General features: G+C 42.5%; 18 protein-coding genes and 4 pseudogenes. 7 read left to right on the plus strand and 15 right to left on the minus strand.

The features are described from left to right. Positions 1-12: 12 nt before the first annotated feature. Positions 13-789 (minus strand): hypothetical protein, encoded by a 777-nt coding sequence (locus LG003_RS02360; protein WP_112875979.1) that lies wholly within the window; start codon positions 787-789, stop codon positions 13-15. A gap of 5 nt (positions 790-794) precedes the next feature. Next, a complete protein-coding gene (locus LG003_RS02365; protein ID WP_240000670.1) occupies positions 795-2,048 on the minus strand; it encodes a beta-ketoacyl-[acyl-carrier-protein] synthase family protein in 1,254 nt (417 codons plus the stop codon). Positions 2,049-2,721: 673 nt separating this feature from the next. Here LG003_RS02365 and LG003_RS02370 point away from each other — a divergent pair. After that, positions 2,722-3,348, plus strand: coding sequence for an RES family NAD+ phosphorylase (locus LG003_RS02370; RefSeq protein WP_112875981.1), 627 nt, complete (start codon positions 2,722-2,724; stop codon positions 3,346-3,348). Between the two features lie 41 nt (positions 3,349-3,389). Here LG003_RS02370 and LG003_RS02375 read toward each other — a convergent pair whose 3' ends face one another. Further along, positions 3,390-4,079 (minus strand): hypothetical protein, encoded by a 690-nt coding sequence (locus tag LG003_RS02375; protein ID WP_262980087.1) that lies wholly within the window; start codon positions 4,077-4,079, stop codon positions 3,390-3,392. A 593-nt stretch (positions 4,080-4,672) separates the two neighbouring features. Between LG003_RS02375 and LG003_RS02380 the strand changes: the two genes are divergently transcribed. The 3 genes from LG003_RS02380 to LG003_RS02390 all read left to right on the plus strand — a co-directional run bounded on the left by LG003_RS02380 (position 4,673) and on the right by LG003_RS02390 (position 7,380). Continuing rightward, positions 4,673-6,283, plus strand: coding sequence for an ABC transporter substrate-binding protein (locus LG003_RS02380; RefSeq protein ID WP_112875983.1), 1,611 nt, complete (start codon positions 4,673-4,675; stop codon positions 6,281-6,283). Positions 6,284-6,637: 354 nt separating this feature from the next. Continuing rightward, on the plus strand, positions 6,638-7,093 hold the full coding sequence (locus LG003_RS02385; protein WP_112875984.1) for an antitoxin PaaA2 family protein: 456 nt from the start codon (positions 6,638-6,640) through the stop codon (positions 7,091-7,093). After that, the gene (locus LG003_RS02390) at positions 7,090-7,380 is read left to right on the plus strand and encodes a type II toxin-antitoxin system RelE/ParE family toxin (protein ID WP_262980088.1); all 291 of its coding nucleotides are present in this window, start codon (positions 7,090-7,092) and stop codon (positions 7,378-7,380) included. Before LG003_RS02385 ends, LG003_RS02390 begins: the two co-directional genes overlap by 4 nt. Before the next feature lie 109 nt (positions 7,381-7,489). Here LG003_RS02390 and LG003_RS02395 read toward each other — a convergent pair. The 7 genes and pseudogenes from LG003_RS02395 to hcaE form a co-directional block, all read right to left on the minus strand. Further along, positions 7,490-7,684: pseudogene (locus tag LG003_RS02395) on the minus strand (IS5/IS1182 family transposase); the annotation flags it as partial. 124 nt (positions 7,685-7,808) lie between these two features. Then, positions 7,809-8,993, minus strand: a complete 1,185-nt coding sequence (gene hcaD / locus LG003_RS02400) for a phenylpropionate dioxygenase ferredoxin reductase subunit (RefSeq protein ID WP_112875986.1) — start codon at positions 8,991-8,993, stop codon at positions 7,809-7,811. 1 nt (position 8,994) lies between these two features. Next, positions 8,995-9,948, minus strand: a complete 954-nt coding sequence (locus tag LG003_RS02405; protein ID WP_262980089.1) for a 3-carboxyethylcatechol 2,3-dioxygenase — start codon at positions 9,946-9,948, stop codon at positions 8,995-8,997. Beyond that, on the minus strand, positions 9,938-10,780 hold the full coding sequence (gene hcaB, locus LG003_RS02410; RefSeq protein ID WP_112875988.1) for a 3-phenylpropionate-dihydrodiol/cinnamic acid-dihydrodiol dehydrogenase: 843 nt from the start codon (positions 10,778-10,780) through the stop codon (positions 9,938-9,940). The genes LG003_RS02405 and hcaB overlap by 11 nt, the downstream gene beginning before the upstream one ends. Then, positions 10,780-11,097, minus strand: a complete 318-nt coding sequence (gene hcaC / locus LG003_RS02415; RefSeq protein WP_011146458.1) for a 3-phenylpropionate/cinnamic acid dioxygenase ferredoxin subunit — start codon at positions 11,095-11,097, stop codon at positions 10,780-10,782. Before hcaC ends, hcaB begins: the two co-directional genes overlap by 1 nt. Then, positions 11,097-11,639, minus strand: coding sequence for a 3-phenylpropionate/cinnamic acid dioxygenase subunit beta (hcaF, locus tag LG003_RS02420; protein ID WP_112875989.1), 543 nt, complete (start codon positions 11,637-11,639; stop codon positions 11,097-11,099). The genes hcaC and hcaF overlap by 1 nt, the downstream gene beginning before the upstream one ends. Further along, positions 11,636-12,997, minus strand: a complete 1,362-nt coding sequence (hcaE, locus tag LG003_RS02425) for a 3-phenylpropionate/cinnamic acid dioxygenase subunit alpha (RefSeq protein WP_112875990.1) — start codon at positions 12,995-12,997, stop codon at positions 11,636-11,638. Before hcaE ends, hcaF begins: the two co-directional genes overlap by 4 nt. A 136-nt stretch (positions 12,998-13,133) precedes the next feature. Here hcaE and hcaR point away from each other — a divergent pair, with 136 nt between their 5' ends. From hcaR to LG003_RS02440, 3 genes are all read left to right on the plus strand, one after another. Continuing rightward, positions 13,134-14,018 carry a DNA-binding transcriptional regulator HcaR gene (hcaR, locus tag LG003_RS02430; RefSeq protein WP_112875991.1) on the plus strand — a complete coding sequence of 295 codons (885 nt, stop codon included), beginning with the start codon at positions 13,134-13,136 and terminating at the stop codon, positions 14,016-14,018. A 113-nt stretch (positions 14,019-14,131) separates the two neighbouring features. Next, a complete protein-coding gene (locus tag LG003_RS02435) occupies positions 14,132-15,034 on the plus strand; it encodes an alpha/beta fold hydrolase (protein ID WP_262980090.1) in 903 nt (300 codons plus the stop codon). A gap of 69 nt (positions 15,035-15,103) precedes the next feature. Beyond that, positions 15,104-15,886 (plus strand): fumarylacetoacetate hydrolase family protein, encoded by a 783-nt coding sequence (locus LG003_RS02440; RefSeq protein ID WP_112875992.1) that lies wholly within the window; start codon positions 15,104-15,106, stop codon positions 15,884-15,886. 105 nt (positions 15,887-15,991) lie between these two features. Here the strand turns inward: LG003_RS02440 and LG003_RS02445 are convergent, their stop codons facing one another. The 5 genes and pseudogenes from LG003_RS02445 to LG003_RS02465 all read right to left on the minus strand — a co-directional run. After that, positions 15,992-16,714, minus strand: a complete 723-nt coding sequence (locus tag LG003_RS02445) for an MFS transporter (protein WP_262980091.1) — start codon at positions 16,712-16,714, stop codon at positions 15,992-15,994. Beyond that, complete coding sequence (locus LG003_RS02450) at positions 16,702-17,244, minus strand: ATP-binding protein (RefSeq protein WP_255566830.1); 543 nt, start codon at positions 17,242-17,244, stop codon at positions 16,702-16,704. Before LG003_RS02450 ends, LG003_RS02445 begins: the two co-directional genes overlap by 13 nt. Continuing rightward, positions 17,221-17,433 (minus strand): annotated as a pseudogene (locus LG003_RS02455) (phosphoribosylamine--glycine ligase N-terminal domain-containing protein); the annotation flags it as partial. The pseudogene LG003_RS02455 and the gene LG003_RS02450, both read right to left, overlap by 24 nt. Before the next feature lie 138 nt (positions 17,434-17,571). Continuing rightward, positions 17,572-18,321, minus strand: a pseudogene (locus LG003_RS02460) (ATP-grasp domain-containing protein); the annotation flags it as partial. 23 nt (positions 18,322-18,344) lie between these two features. After that, positions 18,345-18,701 (minus strand): annotated as a pseudogene (locus tag LG003_RS02465) (TauD/TfdA family dioxygenase); the annotation flags it as partial. Positions 18,702-18,740 lie beyond the last annotated feature (39 nt).

The raw sequence follows: 18,740 nt of genomic DNA on the forward strand, positions 1-18,740 counted from the left end.
TTCGCTTTCCTTTTATTTCATCTTAGAGATAATTGAAATCTTTGATACAAAAATAGGGTTTTTATCATATAAACATCGATAATAAAAAATACGGATATAATCTTTAGGGCCATTCTTAATCAATAAAGGAGGATTTAATTCAACACAGACATCCGGAGAAGATAGTAATATTGTACTATTAACAATGTCCTCCCTGATCTTAATCGCTTGTCCGGTATGCAAAGTAAAAGATCGATTCAGATAATCCTGTAACTGGTTAAAATGGTAGTGTTCAAAATCAAGAAAACTTGTCGAATTAATAACAAGATGAAAAGCAAGCGCATCCAGAAACCATCCAATAGATGTGACACTGGGGAAATAATGTCTAAAGACAGCATATTTTTCACAAACTCCTTTCCTTGTTATCGTCAATTTCTGGCAGTTATCTTGAACAATCCAATTTTCAATTGACTCCATTGTATTTTCTACCCTGGTATTGCCAGATAACGCACTTTTTCTGCACGGATTTTCCAATTTAAACGTTTTGCTTTTAGTATCAATTCTCAACTGATGTGGCAATGCAGTATAAACATATTGACGGAATGACGTATCAATATTCAGTATTCTAGATGTAAAAGCGGAGGTTAATTGAGAGAACTGTTGCCTGACATAAAGCAGACTCAACATTCCCTGCACGGGGTACTGCTGCATATTGTGTAAAAATCCACTTTTCGCCGAATAATGGATAGGATTAAAATCCCCAGAGAAATTCGACCAATGTTCAATATCTTCCATTTCAAAAATCAACATATCAGTTACCTTATCTTAGAGATAACCAACGCAGCGTTATGTCCCCCAAAACCTGCACTGATATTAAGCGCCACTTCTGGTTGAGCGGTGTAGCAATGTTGATTAGGTAAATAATTAAGGTCGCAATCTGGATCAGCCCGATGTAAATTCAATGTTGCTGGCAAGCAATTTTCAGTTAATGCCTTTACACAGACAATAGTTTCGAAACTACCGGCGGCAGCAATAAGATGACCGGTATAAGATTTTGTGCTTGATATAGGTACCTGATAAGCATATTGGCCTAGTGCTGCTTTAATTGCCTGAGTTTCATAAAGATCATTTAACGGTGTAGAAGTACCATGAGCATTAATATAGTCAATATCTTCCAGCGAAATCTGCGCCTGCTCGATGGCTTTGGTTATCGATAATATTTTAGGTTCAATATCTTCTGTCGGCCGGGTTAAATTAGCGGCATCTGAATATTGAGCGTAACCTTTGATTTCCGCCAGAATCGTTGCCCCACGCGCGACGGCCGAATCATAATCTTCCAGACAAACCACCGCCGCTCCTTCGGCCAATACAAATCCAGAGCGATCAAGACTAAATGGACAACATGCAAGATTGGGGTCCGTTTGCTCTTTCGACAATGCATTCAGTACATCAATACTCCAAATATTACATTCTCGAGTAAGTGATTCAGCGGCCCCGGCAATCATACATTTTGCCCGCCCTGAGCGAATAATTTCAAAGGCATCACCTATCGCCATTGTACCCGTTGCGCAAGCAGCCATAATGGTATTCTGATAACCACGTAGTCCATACATGATAGAACACGCCGCCGTCATGGAACTTGGCATGGTGATAAGATTACTCATGGGATGAGCTAATTTAACTTCCTCATACTGGCAGGCATGATCTCCGGCATTATCGACAGCTCCCCAGCCACTGCCAAGTATGATCCCACATTCGTATTTATCGTAATATTCAACAGGTGATACGTTCACACCAAATGCTTGGGTAAAAGCTTGATAAGTCGCTTTCAACGCCATTTTTCCGCAGTCAGAAAGCATATGAGTCAACTTTTTTGGTAATAACTGATAACGTGATGGATTGGGTGCAAGGAAAGAAAAGAAACGTGAATTAATGAATGAGTCAGGAAATTCAATTCTGCGAAATTGATGTTGTTTCTCGATAATACTTTGCCAACATGATTCAATATCTTCACCAATTGGTGTTACGGCGCCCATACCTGTAATAACAACTCTTTGAGTTCTCTGCATATTGATTACCATTTATACATGGATTGATAATGTCAATTTTTATAGCTATAAAATAGGCTAATGAAGACATATCACCATAATCATAAATAAGTATTTTCAATACTCCTGGCTAATATAATCGTTATTTGTGAATTACATAAAACTAACTGATAGATTATTTTACCCATGTAATAAAACCGATGATAAATATCCATAAACAAATATATTATTATTTTAATATCATTATATTCAGCCTACAAAATAATTGATTACACCATATTAGACTATATTATCATGGTAAATCCTAAAAATTTATTTACCATTAACTCATTATTCTGTTTAATAAAGCACATCATTGTATAAAAACAAAATATAAATAATGACTTTAATTATTGCACAGTTGTTTATTTCATAACATATGAATTCAATGATTATATTAATAATCTAACAATGTGATTAAAGAAAAGAGAAATAGTAAATATTTCACATCATCCCTGTGAATAAGTACTGAGGTACATTGCCCAATCTTTCTCTGCATCAAATCTGCATCAAAACATATACCCTGCCCCCTTGTTTGTAATATACTACCCACAACTGGATAAATACACAGCATTATAAGTCTTCATTGTCCAGTTAATGTAATAACACCGGAGACAACATATGGCTGAAACAGGCAAGGATACAGGAGTGTTCAGTGGTAACAAAATCTGAGGCAAGCCCTGATTCAGTGATAAAGCAGCAGTTCGATACCCTCACCGTCGATAAAATTACGCAAAGTATCATTATCATCTCAGCCGGCACAGTTTTTTACCGGCTACAAGAGGGTAAACACGGAGGCAATGGAGTATTCTTTAACCGAGATGGAGGACATACCCGGTACGGGTTAACGAACGGCATAGATGGCAATTTATATCTTGCCAGTTCTCCAAGAACATCGATGAAGGAGGTGTTTCAACGTCTGCCAGCTATTACAGACCGGGAACTGGATGGGTACCATATGGCTACATTGGTGATAGAGAAAGATCTACGTATTGTAGACATTACCCGGCTTGCGCCGAAAATGCATATCACCGCCCATCAACTAACCGGCACAGACTACCGGATCACACAACAACTCGCGGCAAAGCTATCACCGCACGCGGATGGACTGACCTACATGTCTAACGTCACGCTTGAACCCTGCATCGTGCTCTGGCATGACGATCCTTCTGGCAAAAGCGTGATACGCACCGAGGAACTCAAGGTGCTCAGGGAATTTGAGTATGAAGGAGAAATTGCCGAGGATATCCTGGTGAACGACCTGGATATTCCCGTAATATGATAAAAGAGGGAGCCGGCGTGTGCCCGTTCCCTCTCTTTTTACTATGCAGCATCTTGAGTGCCAAATAACTTGGCTAAACGGATTATCTGTTGAAGCTTGTCATCCGAAACACCATCTCTCAGCAAATCAATAACAGTGAACTCTTGACCTTCTGGTAAACGGTGATCCAGTACATTACGTTTCTGCACGAAAAATCCGTACTGCATCACACCGCTAAAGTGATTAAGATGAAACAAGATCTCCGTCACCCCCTTGAGCACACCTTTTTCGCCTTTGCTTTCATCATCGGTGAACTGAAAAGCCGGATAAATAAACTCACCATCGTATTCCAAGGCCAGTAATTTACCTGTGTCCTTTTTCTTTTTAACTGTTACTTTACTGACACCGAGCAAACTCGCTACCTCAGCAGAATTTAACACACCACCATTTTCACGCACGTTGTCAAAAAAGCGCGCACGGCTACGCACACGATTGAGTAACCTCTTCTTCTCCGGCGTCAGTTCAGCAAGCGCCCGTGCGGGTATCGCCAAAAACAACATATTCATCAGAAACTGATTATCCGGCAACGCTAGCTGACGCTTGATGTTAACCTTACCCTTACTGCGAATACCATCAGCCAGTTCCTTAATGATATTCACAAGGCGATCAGCCGCTATATCAGCGTCATCGTACTCATGATGAGGTGCCGCTACGTTATTACCGAGTCTGGTCTTCCTATATACAGTTTGCATAATGCACCCCAAGTTAACGATTGACAGCATAAAGAATATACATTCAATCGTTAACCAATGCAAACTTTATCCATCTGTGTCGTGTGCTATTTCTCCTCTTAGTATCAAGAACAACCTTCATCAGCGAATTGTGAATTCATTCACAAAACACGATTTTAAAAGTTAAAAACCAACTAATATCTGAAACAGATAATACTGTCGTTAAATAAATTTTTTTAATCAAAAAATTAACAATGTTCATATAGATTTTTATAAAAATAAGTCATTAAGGTTATTTTTATCACTCTTTAAACAGGGTGATTAGAAAAATAAAATTATCAGTCAACGACATCTGGAATGAAATAATACATATTTATACCCTATAGATTTCAAGATGCATCGCGACGGCAAGGGAGTGAATCCCCGGGAGCATAGGTAACTATGTGACCGGAGTGAGCGAACGCAGCCAACAAAGAGGCAACTTGAAAGATGACGGGTATAGCTATAATTACTTTTGGCTTCACGTTCAGTCGAATTACTTACCCTAGATCCGATTTCAGATGTTACAACTTGCAACATTAACCTGAAAAAAATGCGTTATTATTGGAGAAATCATGATGAAAAAAACAATAAAAAACATATCTTTATTCACAGGAATTATGCTTGGAAGCTTGACATTAGCTCATGCAGCAATTATTCCACCCAGTACACAACTGGCAACCAACCAGAATATTGTTCGTCATAATGGTTCAGAACCTGCTTCTCTTGATGTGCATAAAGTTGAAAGTGATGTTGAGTTTGATATTATAAACGACTTTTTTAGTGGATTAATCAGTATAGGAAATGATGGTAAGTTTAATCCTAATTTAGCTATCCGTTGGGAAACTAACGATAATAAAACCTGGGTATTTCATCTAAGAGAAGGAATAAAATGGTCTGACGGTTCACCTATTACCGCTCATGATGTGGTTTTTAGTTGGAGACGTTTAATTGATCCTCAAATGGCGTCCCCGTATGGCAGTTATATTGAAAACATGTATATAGTAAATGCCAAAGATATTCTTGCTGGTAAGAAAAAAGTCGATGAATTAGGCGTAAAAGCATTGGATAATTTAACGGTAGAAGTAACATTAGAGCAACCGTTATCCTATTTTTTAAATATGCTAGCACACCCCGTTATGGTTCCTATCAGCCAAAAAGCGGTTGAGAAGTATGGTGAAAAATGGACTCAACCAAATGTATTTGTCAGTAGTGGCCCATTCAAACTCTCTGAATGGATCGTCAATGAGAAGGTGATTGGCATCAGGAATCCACAATATTGGGATAATGAACACACCGTGATTAATAAAGTCACCTATCTTAACGTCACATCAGAAACAGCGGTGGTAAACCGTTATTTAGCAGGAGAAATAGATATTACAAAGGGTATTCCATCGGTTTTATTTAAATCATTAAAAACCAAGTTAGGTAATCAAGTTCATATTTCACCTAAATTAGCTGTTTATTATTACGAATTTAATACCCAAAAAGCCCCTTTTAACGATATTAGAGTCAGACAGGCATTAAATCTGGCTTTAGACAAAGATATCATAACAAATAAAGTTTTAGGGCAAGGCCAAAAGCCAGCCTATAATAATACTCCACCAAATATAGGCGGAATGAACTTAAAACAGCCTGATTATGCATCATGGACGTTGGCAAAAAGAATTGAAAAAGCCCGGCAGTTATTGAATGAAGCGGGTTATAACAGAAATAATCCATTGAAATTTAATCTTCTTTACAATACATCAGAGGATCATAAAAGGATTGCTATTGCCGTCACCTCAATGTGGAAGAAAAATCTGGGCGTGGATGCTGTTTTACAGAATCAAGAATGGAAAACAATGTTAGATACCATGCATCAAGGTAATTTTGATTTGGTAAGATACGCATGGATATCTGATTACGATAATCCTGCTTCGTTTTTAAATAATTATGTCACCAATAGTTCTAATAATACATCATTATATCATAATGATATTTATGATATAATGATCAGTAAAGCCAAAGCAACAAACAACATAGAATATTTCCAGCAAGCACAAGATATTCTTACAAAAGATGTCCCAGCAATTCCTATTTATTACTATGTTAGCGCCAGATTAATAAAACCTTATATTGGCGGATATTATATCAGCCCACTTGGTCTTATGTCATCGAAAGATCTCTATGTTATTAAGCATTAATAAGAGATGTTTGTAAGATTAAAATAAAGATTACGGTTTTTTAACCGTAATCTCAGACCGCTGATACATCTCCCGCCGGAGCCGCTCTGAATTCGATATTTTCCAGCAGGAAGCGCCGGACTCTCCCGTATTGCTCCACCATTTCATCATGAAAGTTAGTATCCGAAATATGGCAGATCTGAGAAGTAGGAGAGCATAAAAAGCTGTGGGGCATTTATGTGGTAAGGAAAACTGCCTGTTTTACGTTCAGTTATTGGGTGAAAAATAATAAATCGCCTTGCAATTTACTATAATTTGCTCTATAAATTACAGTAGTCTACATTGTGAAATATTCAGAAATTGCGAGGTGACAACATGGCTGAAACTATCGACCACGGCACTCTCTCACATCTAGTGGAGGCCGGAGCCGTTAAAGGAGCGCACATCGTAGGCCAGCCAGGTGGCTGGGCCGTGATAGTGCGCTATGGAATGCACGAACGACCACTGGCCGCACAGCGCAGCCGCAATGTGCGGCTGTTCCGCAAGTTTGAAACGCTGGTTTCCTATCTCAAAAAAATTGGTATTGCCCGCTTCGACGTGGATTCATCAAACTACGCCCCCGCTCCCCCCAATACCTCAACGCGCAGGCCAGATCGTGCCGAAGCGCTCAAGCGTACCCACGAGGCTGCTGCATATGATGCATGGTTTCGTGAGCAGGTTCAGCAAGCCATAGATGAACCCGGTCCGGGTATCCCTCACACTGATGTCAAGGCCAAATTTGCCGCCAAACGTGAAGCCTTGCGTAAACGCATTGTACAGGGTCGCGCATGAAAATCATTTGGCGAAAGATCGCGGAAGCAGATCGAGAACGTATCTTTGATTACATCGCACAAAACAACCCCAGCGCCGCACTTGAGCTTGACGCAGACTTTGATGCTAAAATCGAACTCGCTGCGCAGCGGCCTAAACTGTACCGCCCCGGCCGTGTGCACGGTACCCGTGAAATCGTCGTGCGGCCTAATTATGTGATTATCTATCGCATCAAGGATGAAAGCGGTACGCTGGTTGTGCTGCGCGTACTCCATGCGGCCCAGCAATGGCCCCCGGCCAAGTCCTGACAGCTCATATTTCCTCAATTAGGCCGATGTGATCGCCCTCCGATGCGCCATTTTTGCCCTTGCCGTACCACATGCCCCCTTTATCCAGCAATAAAAAATAACTCAGTCACATCATCTTAAGCAACATAACGGGATCGATAGCAGGACGGTCATTATTGCGGCAATACAACGGGGCAACTAGTTCGCGGATAAATTCGAAATCAATGGCAGCATCGACTTTACGGACCAAATGATTTTTAGGAACCAACTCGTCAAGCGAGAGCGTTTCTGGTGGGAAAGTCTGGAGAGGGGGTGTTCTTAACATGGTGGCAAGCTCCGTTGAATGAACGGAACTTAATTAAAACAAAGTACCGGATAAAAAACCAGCACTTTGTCAATAATCTGAGATTACGGTTTTTAACCGTAATCTTTCTTAGAGGCTATCAAAGTCACGCCCACTCTACGCCGGACACCACCTGCGCAGGATTAGCAAGTAATTTCCGTAAATTACGCATTTCTCTTCCCTGATTAATCGCGACAGCACCGACTAAAACTTCATTTTCTGTACCAAATAAAATGGCCTTATCTGATTGCAAATCACCCTGGATATGCCACTCTTCAGCCTGCATATTACCAACCATTTGGATGTTAATGCCCCACTGATCGGTCCAGAACCACGGCGCGCCTGGCTGAGGGGGGTCCAACCCCATCATGGCATGCGCGGCAATGGTCGCCTGACGGTTAGCATTTTCCCAAGTTTCACGGCGCTGTAGATCACCTGTCAGCGGTTCTCTCTGAAGGCAAACATCCCCGGCAGCAAAAATATCCGGTTCAGAAGTCTGGCAACGGCTGTCAATGACGATTCCGCCATCAGTCACCAAACCGGCATCAGCGGCAAGCTGATCCCTGAATTCAGCGCCGATACCATAAATAATAATATCTCCGATCACCTTTTCACCGGTGTTCAATATAAGCACTAATTCACTCCCTTGCTTTTGTGCGGAAACAATATTGGTATCAAGGAAGAATTGTACCCCTTTTTCCTGATGACGATTCAAAAGATAATCCTGCAATAATGGAGGAGCACAACGCCCCATGATGTTATCTGCCTGTTCGATAACCGTCACGTTTGCCCCCAATTCACAAGAGGTTGCCGCCAGTTCCAGGCCAATCACACCACCACCAACAATCAAAATCCGTTTGTCTTTTTTCACCGCCTGACGTAAACGTTGCGCATCATCCAGCGTCCTCAAGGTATAAATATTTTCACCCAGCTGATCGAGCAGCGGAAATCGTCTGGCTCTTGCCCCCATAGTGAGCAGGAGTTTGTCATACCTGAGCTTGCCGCCATTTTCTAAAACAGCACAATGTTTCGATGGCATAATCTGGCTGACCAACTGGCCTATGCGCAGATCTATCTGGTTTTTCAGATAAAAATCTTCGGAGAACAGGTATTTAGGCGCTTCCTCTGGGTTGATTAAATAGTCTTTTGATAAAATTGGCCGCTCGTAAGGCGCATGATATTCCTTACCAATTAAAATAATATCGCCATCAAACTGTTGCTGCCTTAAGGTTGCGGCGGCCATAGCTCCCGCTTGCCCTGCTCCAACGATAATAAAAGTCTGATTCCGCATATTATGCTCCTATCTGAGTGACAGGTTGAGCACTGACCATTGCCATCCCTGCCAGCCACTCCTTAATAGGTTGGTAATAATGCCGTTGCGCTTTATATTCGCCATAAACAGAAAGCGCCGCAAAAGCCGCAATCCAACAGCGAATTTCCTGTCCACCTTTCCCGCCCTGAATGGCGATTCCCCCCTCTGTTAACGAAGCAAGACGCCGAATATCGCCACTACAAAAAATACGCAATAACTCGTCATCCCACTGTGGATTCAACGGAGCAACGACATTCTCGCCACGAGCCAACGATTTTCCAACCTCAATTACCCGGATTTGCCGTTTTTGACGCACTTCTTTTGTCGGATTTCTCCCGGCAATCAACCCTTCTTCAACTTCCGGCGGAACCTGTCCCATTTGTGGTATCGGAGGATCATGTGATAAGCCACCAGAACCTAACAGCAATACCCGCTGATCTGTTGTGAATAGGAATTGACCCACTGCACGACCTAACTCAACAGCACGACGGCATGTCGGTAATGGTTTAGCTGCACAGTTAATAAATATTGGGATAGTTGGATAACGCTGTAACTCCTGACAAAGCAGCATCAATGGTTGAGTAAAGCCGTGATCGACCTGCATACGCCAGGAGTGAGCCACATCAATCCCTGAATCATATAAGGCAGAAATTAAATCCTTCGCGGTGTTTTCAGGAACATTGAGTGGACCTTTACCAATATCCCAATCCCCCACTGCATTCGCTCTTACTCCAACGCAAAATGCCGGCATGAGATCATAAAAAAAACCATTAAAATGGTCAGGAGCGAAAATCACTATCAATTGTGGATCGTAGGCCTTTATCTGTTCAGCCAATTGCTGAAAAACCTGCCGAACATGCTTTTCTGTCGCTTCAGGCGGAGAACCAAAACCCATCAAAGGTGTGTGTGAAGTACAAATCAATTTAACGGTCATCTGAACTCTCCTTCTTGGTCGGAGACATCACTCCCGCTGTCGTTTGGCGAATGCCACGGATACTTAATCCGGCATCAGCCGTTATCATCACCCCCGTTAAAGTGCGATTATTGGCACGGGAAGCCAACATGACATACGGACCGGTGAAATCTTTTGGCTGAGGTATGAATTGCAAAGGCAAAATTGCACTGAGACTTTCTAATGACAGGTTATCTGTAATACATCTATCTTGCTGAGATAGTGAAGCCGCCCCACGAAGATCACTTGGCATACCACAAGGCGCAACACCATTAACCCTGATAACTGGCGCTAATTCATAAGCTAACTGGCGGATCACGCCGACCGCACCGTGCTTGCTGGCGGTATACAATACCCCTCCACCACCAGAAAACCATGACGAGTTTGACAACGTAAAAATCATGCTGCCTTCTGATGCGGTTAGCGCCGGTAACGCGGCTTTAGCCCCTAGAATATACCCTTTCAGGTTAACACCCATCAGCTCATCAAATCCTTTATCAATCTGCTCTGGTGAGGCGTCAAGCAGGCTGATTTTGTGATCCCATATCCCGGCATTACCAACAAAGCAGTCTAGTTTGCCAAAACGCCGAACAGTTTCAGCCACTGCTCGTTCATTGTCCTCAAAAGAGGCAACATCACCGTGAATAACACAGATATCGTTACCAAAACAGTGTGCCAAAGCTGTCGCTTTTTCTGCCGATAACTCCAAAACGCCCACTTTGGCGCCTTCAGCAATAAAACGCTCTATTAAAGCCAAACCTAAACCGGAGCCACCGCCTGTTAATAAAATGACTTGATCTTTGATCCAACTCATTATTGCTCCTCCGATACAGTGATATAAATGTTTCCGTCTTTAACAACAACAGGATAGGTCTTCAATGGATCTGTAGCAGGAAGGCAAAGTGCCTTCCCGGTTCTAAGACAAAAACTGGCCGTATGCAGTGGACACTCAACTGTCGCATTGTCTTCCAAATACCCTTCGGATATAGAGGCATTACCATGACTGCACCGGTCATCAACAGCAAAGAATTCGCCATCATAGTGAAACAACGCAATATCCGGTGTGTATTCAACCTTACGCGCTCCTCCGTCGGGCAATTCTTCAACAGTACATACGAATAATTGACTCATCAGAATAAGACACTCAAGTTATGGAAAGTTAAGACTGCCTGATCCAAGGTAATTTCACGTTTACAAATCAGCCAGCTATCCGTTTTCGGATGACGGCGAACACAATCCAGACGCTTACCAACATAAAAAGCTTCATCTCGCTCTTTTTGTGAACGGTACAGCAAATAATTGGACTGAACATGAAATTGGTCAGGCAAATCCGTTTCAGTAATCACTAAGTTTGTCAGTAGATGACGTGTACGGGATGGGGGTTCCTCTGCCCATGCCATACCGGTCTCCAACCGAGCTATCCGGCGTTCAAGCTGAAATTTATTGTCATTGAACAACCAAGTAGTTGGCGGCTGGATACTCTTACGGCGATCGCGGGTTTGGGCATTAACAATAGTGCGCATGGTATAGCTGAGATCTTCTGATAACAACTCAAGCCAATCGCGAAATCTCCACTCATCCAGCAATGTAATTTCGTAATACAAGAACTGGCTTATTTCATAGTGCAGTTCCGACGATACCCTTTTTTCCTGATTAACAATTAACTCTTTCATTTGACCAACTCCTGTTGATAAACCCGGCTTTTTTCCTCTATCTCATCCCAGGTTTCACTGGTGAGTAAGTCAGCCCAACGCTGATACATGCCACGGGCAACGGTTTCGGAAAAAACATAATTGGTCACACCCGGAATTCCATCATCCCGCACTCTTTCTTGTCCCAATCTCATTTCCATACACAAGGTGCTGTTACGGGCTTTGTAACCTCTAAGTACCTTCTGAATTTCCACCCAATTTTCTGAATCATCCTGTTCGAGAAAACCTGCCGGACCAAATGCACGGGTCGCACTGTTTTCAAAAGCGGCTTTTACTTCCGGAGAAGCGGCTTTATCTGCGATGCAGAACGCCCAAACTTCCACCTGATCAGGTCCACGTGGATGCCACACCCGCATGGTTGCAGTACCGTTAAGCCAGGAAAGTGTCGGGAAAATATTGTTGTGACCGGCAAGACGCAGTGCCCTGACTTTTCCCAACCGCTGCTCTACCTCGGCATAGGTTTCACGGTAGTAACGGGCAACGGCACCATCAACCCAAACGTTGGCATCGGGTTTTTCGGTCAAGAAAAATCCACAACCGTGACCATTCTGAGCAAATTGCACGGCATCTTTTGCCGTTTCCCAAACTGGTCGTGAAGTCTGATCAGCACCTAATGCTTTTTTATCGTCGCCATCCTTTACGCTCAAAACCTGTACGGCGGAGGCATGGCTGAATAAAGCATGGTATTGATCGCCGGCAAACTGTTCAGCGGGTAATTTCCAGTTACAATTGATCACCCACTTTTGCACACCACCAATAACCTCAGTTCCTCCTTCACGGCGATCAAGCACACCATCAAGATACCAAGCCATATCACCGAGATAATCAATCAGAGAGGGGGCTGTCGTATCCCAGTTACCAAAAATCAATCCTTTATAACTTTCCACACACGGCACTTCCTGAAGTCCCCATTGTTCTTTGCAAAGCCCATGTGGATAAGCGCACGCTTCCAACGGAACGTCGATTAATCGACCGTCCACACCATATGACCAACCATGATAAGGGCAAGTAAAAGCACGGGTATTACCGCTATCTGCGTAACAAACCCGCATGGAACGATGGCGACATTGATTTAGGAAAGCTTTAACGGAACCATTTTTTTGACGGACAACAACAACACTGTCCTCTCCCATATAAGTATTGAAAAAATCACCCGGATTGGGAATTTGGCTCTGATGAGCTAGAAACAGCCAACAACGGCCAAATATTCTTTCGAGTTCTAATTGATAGAGCTCGGGATCGATATAAATCTGAGGAGTTACACGACCGGCTCGGGCATCAATCAGGCGGTAAATATCTGAATCTTTGCTCAATGTCATATTATTCAGTCCTCAAGTAAAAGAAAAGTTGACTTTTTGCCAACATGCAAAATGAATGCTATTAATAGATTAATATTTTGTGAAATACATTGTTTGTTTAAATTAAGACTTTTTTTCGATATGTGAGGAAACAGCAATGGAATTAAGACACTTACGCTATTTTATTGCGGTGGCAGAAGAATTAAACTTTACTAAGGCCGCAAAAAAATTGCATACTGCACAACCTTCGCTAAGTCAACAAATAAAAGATTTAGAAGATTATATTGGTTCTACACTATTAGAGAGAAATAAACGCAGAGTCTCTCTAACCAAAGCCGGAGAAGTTTTTTTCCAACAAGCCCGGCTTATTCTTGAAAATGCAGAGAAAGCAAAAAAAATGGCCCGCAGAGCGGCACAAGAACAAATTGTGCTAACTATCGGATTTGTCCCATCAGCAGAAGTTAAAGTATTACCTGAAGTCATCCCAATATTTCGCTTAGCTCATCCTGGAGCAAAAGTAGAACTTATTAGTTTATTTAATCCAGGACAAGAAGAGAAATTATTACAAGGTGACATTGATGTCGCTTTCATGCGCCCGCCAATAAAGAGTGATTATATTGATTTTAAAGTCATTCTTAATGAACCGCTGGTGGTTCTGATGCCTGCTAATCACAGGCTAAGATATTGTGAGAAAATTTCAGTCAACGACCTACAAGGAGAAAATTTTATTACTCCTGATCCAACACAATCTGGTGTATTACAACAGATTATAGAAAATTATTTTACTGAACATAATGTCGTACCTAATATTATTCAAACAGCTAATAATATGCTATTAATTTTAAACATGGTTAGTCTAAATTTAGGGTGTGCAATAGTACCATTCTATATTACCAGCATCATGACAGATGCCGTTATTTGCCGGCCATTATCAGGATATTCTCCCACAATAGAGTTAATAATGGCATGGCGAAAAGACAATACATCAGAATTATTATCGCACTTAATAGATGTTGTTGAAAATAAATATCTGCAAGAATAAAAATAAGCATCATCGTTTTTTTCTTTCAGACTAGACATATTAAGTATTAGTGAATATTACCCGATATCGTTATATTAATAACGTATTAATTTAAAATAAATAAGGAAGATATCATGATGTCAATATCAGCGAATCCTCAACATAAACTTATACAACCCGAATTACGTTCGCTTTGGTCTGCTATTGCCAGCGGTGAAATCCATCTACATTATCTCGATGTAAAAGGGATAAAAACTCGTGTTCTTGAAGCGGGTAACGGACCTACTCTGATTTTCTTGCATGGTATTGCAGGTCATTTAGAAGCTTATATGCGCAACATACTGCCCCATGCTGCCCATTTTCGTGTACTGGCAATTGATATGCTGGGGCATGGCTTCACGGATAAACCTGTCCATTCCTATGAGATTATCGATTATGTGGAACACCTACGGGATCTTATTGAAACATTAAATCTGAAGAAAATTCACCTTTCTGGCGAGTCGCTAGGCGGATGGGTTGCAGCCCGGTTTGCGGCAAAATATCCGCAATATATTCACCGTCTGGTGTTGAACACCGCAGGTGGCATGATTGCTGATCCAAATGTGATGGAACGCCTGCGCACACTGAGCTTAAATGCAGTGAAAAACCCAGATCGGGAAGCTACCCGCAAACGCCTTGAATTCCTGATGGAAGATCCTGCAATGGTGACAGAAGACTTGGTTGAAGCCCGTTTTGCCATTTATCGTCAGCCGGGTATGTTGTCCGCAATGGAAAACATCATGTGCCTGCAAGATATGGATACCCGTTTACGTAACCTTTTGACCGAAGATGAACTGGCAAAGATCCAGGCTGAAACCTTAGTGCTATGGACTACACACGATCCGACTGCTGCGGTTTCAGTAGGTCAGCGTCTTGCCGGGCTTATCGAAAATAGCCGTTTTGTCGTGATGGAAAAATGCGGTCACTGGCCTCAATATGAAGACCCGGACACATTCAACCGGCTCCATATCGATTTTTTACTAAACGGCAACAAATAATGTCCCTTTCAGACGAGTGATATTCCAGTTGGGATGTCACTTCTGTGGTTTGAGCAGGAGCAACAACAGATGAATAACGTCATAACCCATCTTGGTGAAAAATTGTTTCAATCATGGCAGAGTCATCAAGCCATCGATCCTATCTCTAGTGAATATCCAGAACTAACATTACACGACGCCTATCTCATCCAGCAAAAAGTTATTGCTTACCGGTTGGAAACAACTGGAGAACGCATTGTCGGTAAAAAAATCGGTATCACTAGTCAAGCAGTTATGGATATATTGAACGTCGATCAACCCGATTTTGGCATTCTCACCTCAGATATGCATTACAAAAACAATGCCACTGTACCCATTGAGCAATTAATTGCGCCGAAAGCTGAAGGCGAAATTGGTTTTATCCTGAAACACAATCTGCGTGGACCAGGTATCACAGCAGGAGATGTACTCAGAGCAACAGATTATGTCGTGCCCTGTATCGAAATTGTCGATTCCCGTATCCGTGACTGGAAAATAAAAATCACAGATACTGTTGCTGATAATGCCTCATCAGGGTTATTTGTCATTGGCAATGGTGCCCGTATGCCCTCAGAAATTGATTTAGCTGCCGTGACAATAACGTTGGAGAAGAACGGTAAACTGGTTGACACTGGCATTGGTGCCGCTGCACTAGGACATCCAGCCAACTCTGTTGCCTGGCTAGCGAATATGCTAGGAACACTGAATATGGCGTTACTCCGTGGAGAAATCATTCTCTCTGGCTCCCTCACCACCATGGTGCCTGTTAATACGGGTGATCAGTTGAAAATTAACTTACTCGGTGTGGGATCTGCCAAGGTAAGTTTCGCCTGAAAAATTAGCTTTAGTCTCCAAATAGGAGTTATAAAAAGCCCCACCAAAGCTATTGGCAACTTAGTGGCAGGAGCGTATGTTCATTTAAAAGAAAATAACTGGACACTAAAACAAAAGATTGCATTGACATGCCGTATACTTTTTGAAATGGGACACGATTCTGGATTGGCCGGGCAAATAACAACAAGGGGTTCTGCACAATATTGTCAGGAAAAGAAGTAGCTGGCCTTTTATATCCATGGTTAAACTTTTATGTTCATGCTCTGGAGACTGCACTCTAAGTGTCAGAAAGATACCCACTAAGCAGAGCGGCACATTTACCAAGAAAATCGATCTCCACGACAGATATTCGGTCAGCCACCCTCCTATGACAGGCCCCGCCACCAGCGCGATACCTCCCCAGCTTGCCCAGCTGGCAATGGCACGGGTTCGTTCTGTTTTATCTGTGTAGGTATGAGTGATCAAAGCAAGCGAACCTGGTACGAGTATGGCGGCGGAAATACCCTGAAGTACGCGACCGGTTAATAAAATAGCGGCTTCACTGCTAATTCCACACAAAGCGGAGGCGAGAGTGAATAATCCAAGCCCTGTAATGTAAACACTTTTTGAACCATAACGATCACAAAGGACTCCCCCTGACAGTAACAAACTTGCAAATAAAACCAGATAGGCATTTACAACCCATTGTAACGTTGTTACACCAAGTGAAAGACTCTCTTTAATAGTCGGTAAAGCTACATTAACTATGGACGAATCCAGAATGACGAGTATGTAACTTATATTAGCTGCGAGCAGAACATTACGCTTGTTACGCTTCATGTTGTCCATAAACATTCCCCCGATTCTGTATATTCGATTCCTTCGGAATTAAGAGCTGCCAGACAAGGTTCTACAATTTGGGTAATAATAGCATCATGCTGTGCAGAGGACAGTACTGGGGAATAAGCTCCCATACCACCAGTGTTAGGGCCTTTATCCCCATCAAGCAGCTTTTTATAATCTCGGCTTTCAGCCAGTGGTAGATAGTTTTTTCCGTCAAAGAGGATGGTGTAAGAGACTTCTTCACCTTCAATGAATTCTTCAACCAGCACTGGTCCGACATTTCTTGTGAAAAACTCTTCCAGAGTGTTTTTAACACGCTGGCGATCCTGGGCTATCACTACACCCGTTCCCCCATGTACCATACCGTCTGCTTTGATAACCACAGGTAAAGGTAATGTGTCAGCAAATTTCTGGGCCTGTTCCTGTGATTCACAAATTGCACTGTAAGGTGTAGGTATTTGATATTTTTTCATGAATTTTTTGGAAAAGCCTTTCGACCATTCAAGTCGGGAGGCTTCACGAGTTGGGGCAATGATGGGTAACCCACGAGATTTAAAGTAGTCGGCTACCCCAGCTGCCAAAGTTTGGGTCGGTGTGATAAGCGTAAAGTCTGCTTTTAGTTCCAGAGCAGCCCTAGCCAGCCCCTCAACATCTCCTGAAGACACTGGAATATTTTCCATTCCGGGTGCGCATGACGTAGCCGGATTACCTGGGGCTAACCATACTTTTTCTACTACAGAATCCTATAATAATTTCCATGCCAGCGCCTGTGCGCCGGCGCCTGAACCTGCTATAAGGATTTTCATTATAGTCTTCTCTCAAAACACAGGGTTAAAAGGAATCTTATCAGTTTTGCCACCGGACTAAATCATCAATCCAGTCGGCAAAATGTTCAATTCGTTCAGTAAGTTGTACATCACTGTTGCCGGTAATGATGGCGCTAACAACGTCATCGGTATAAGATGTTGCCTGTTGATAAATTTGCCCGACCTCCCTGATAAGCAGAGTGTGGATATCCAGTCATAAGGAACTGAATCTGGCAAAGAAATCAGATATGCCGGACGAACAGGAACGCGAATTGATGCTGCGAATTCTCTTGGTTCAGTCCAGACTTTCAGTACGTCATTGATACCTGCACAACTCTGTATCCAAGCTTTATGTATATTTATCCCCCAGGTGTGTTCTATTAACTCCCCCGTAAGTGAACCCACAGTACGGGCCGCGATCTCGCATAAAATTAATCGGTCATCGGCGGTGTGGAATATTTCGGCATGAAACCCGAGGGTAGGCGCAGCAGGCAACGCTGATATAGTTCGATAGGTAATACTGTTCAGTCGCTCTGCCAAGGGGGTAGCAGGATCAATAGTACGGCTGCCAAATATACCTGCATGCTGGTAGTCAAGAGCATTATTGATATAAGCGCAGGGAGCAAAAAATGAGTCTCCTGCTTCATTAATTACACCGTTAACATGATACATATTTCCAGAGATGAACTTTTCTACCATCCAGCCATCAACGGTTCTGTCGCGGAAAAAATCGGATACTTCTCTGAGACTCCTACATACCTTAACGTATTTCGAGTTGCATCCATCCACCGGTTTTATCACAACCGGGAAATTATGCTCTTCACTGAAAGTTAGAACATATAGTTGTTGAGAAAAAGGATTTCTCCAAGCTCAAGCATAAATTCGAGTCTGAACTCTGGGCGGTTACATATTTCATAAAATGCGTGGAGTCCAGCATCAAGTGCGTCAGGGAGAGCTAGTCCCTGAAGTTTTGCTGCTGCTCGCATATAAGCACCGAGACACATAGAGCTCACCCTACCTGACATTTTTGAGAAAATCGGAATTTTGTATGACGTGCAGGGAAGTTTACTAGAAGAGCGTTCAGCTGTAGCGTAATAATATCCTTCAAAAAGGGCGTCAAGTAGTTCTGGTTTTTCCCTTAACATTTGATTGTAGATGGCTAGGCCACTTACGATTTGAGTCAATCCCCCTGAAGCAGCCCCCCCTCAAACACATAAGCCCAACAA

It is taken from the genome of Photorhabdus kleinii (assembly GCF_025384885.1).
Classification (GTDB): domain Bacteria; phylum Pseudomonadota; class Gammaproteobacteria; order Enterobacterales; family Enterobacteriaceae; genus Photorhabdus; species Photorhabdus kayaii.

Bases quoted from the DNA above. Each gene is read 5' to 3' on its own strand.
- hcaB (WP_112875988.1), bottom strand. From the start codon at position 10,780: ATGAGTTGGATCAAAGATCAAGTCATTTTATTAACAGGCGGTGGCTCC.
- LG003_RS02360 (WP_112875979.1), bottom strand. From the start codon at position 789: ATGTTGATTTTTGAAATGGAAGATATTGAACATTGGTCGAATTTCTCT.
- LG003_RS02445 (WP_262980091.1), bottom strand. From the start codon at position 16,714: ATGGACAACATGAAGCGTAACAAGCGTAATGTTCTGCTCGCAGCTAAT.
- hcaE (WP_112875990.1), bottom strand. From the start codon at position 12,997: ATGACATTGAGCAAAGATTCAGATATTTACCGCCTGATTGATGCCCGA.
- LG003_RS02380 (WP_112875983.1), top strand. From the start codon at position 4,673: ATGATGAAAAAAACAATAAAAAACATATCTTTATTCACAGGAATTATG.
- hcaC (WP_011146458.1), bottom strand. From the start codon at position 11,097: ATGAGTCAATTATTCGTATGTACTGTTGAAGAATTGCCCGACGGAGGA.
- LG003_RS02385 (WP_112875984.1), top strand. From the start codon at position 6,638: ATGGCTGAAACTATCGACCACGGCACTCTCTCACATCTAGTGGAGGCC.
- hcaF (WP_112875989.1), bottom strand. From the start codon at position 11,639: ATGAAAGAGTTAATTGTTAATCAGGAAAAAAGGGTATCGTCGGAACTG.
- hcaD (WP_112875986.1), bottom strand. From the start codon at position 8,993: ATGCGGAATCAGACTTTTATTATCGTTGGAGCAGGGCAAGCGGGAGCT.
- LG003_RS02405 (WP_262980089.1), bottom strand. From the start codon at position 9,948: ATGACCGTTAAATTGATTTGTACTTCACACACACCTTTGATGGGTTTT.
- LG003_RS02440 (WP_112875992.1), top strand. From the start codon at position 15,104: ATGAATAACGTCATAACCCATCTTGGTGAAAAATTGTTTCAATCATGG.
- LG003_RS02375 (WP_262980087.1), bottom strand. From the start codon at position 4,079: ATGCAAACTGTATATAGGAAGACCAGACTCGGTAATAACGTAGCGGCA.
- LG003_RS02435 (WP_262980090.1), top strand. From the start codon at position 14,132: ATGATGTCAATATCAGCGAATCCTCAACATAAACTTATACAACCCGAA.
- LG003_RS02365 (WP_240000670.1), bottom strand. From the start codon at position 2,048: ATGCAGAGAACTCAAAGAGTTGTTATTACAGGTATGGGCGCCGTAACA.
- hcaR (WP_112875991.1), top strand. From the start codon at position 13,134: ATGGAATTAAGACACTTACGCTATTTTATTGCGGTGGCAGAAGAATTA.
- LG003_RS02390 (WP_262980088.1), top strand. From the start codon at position 7,090: ATGAAAATCATTTGGCGAAAGATCGCGGAAGCAGATCGAGAACGTATC.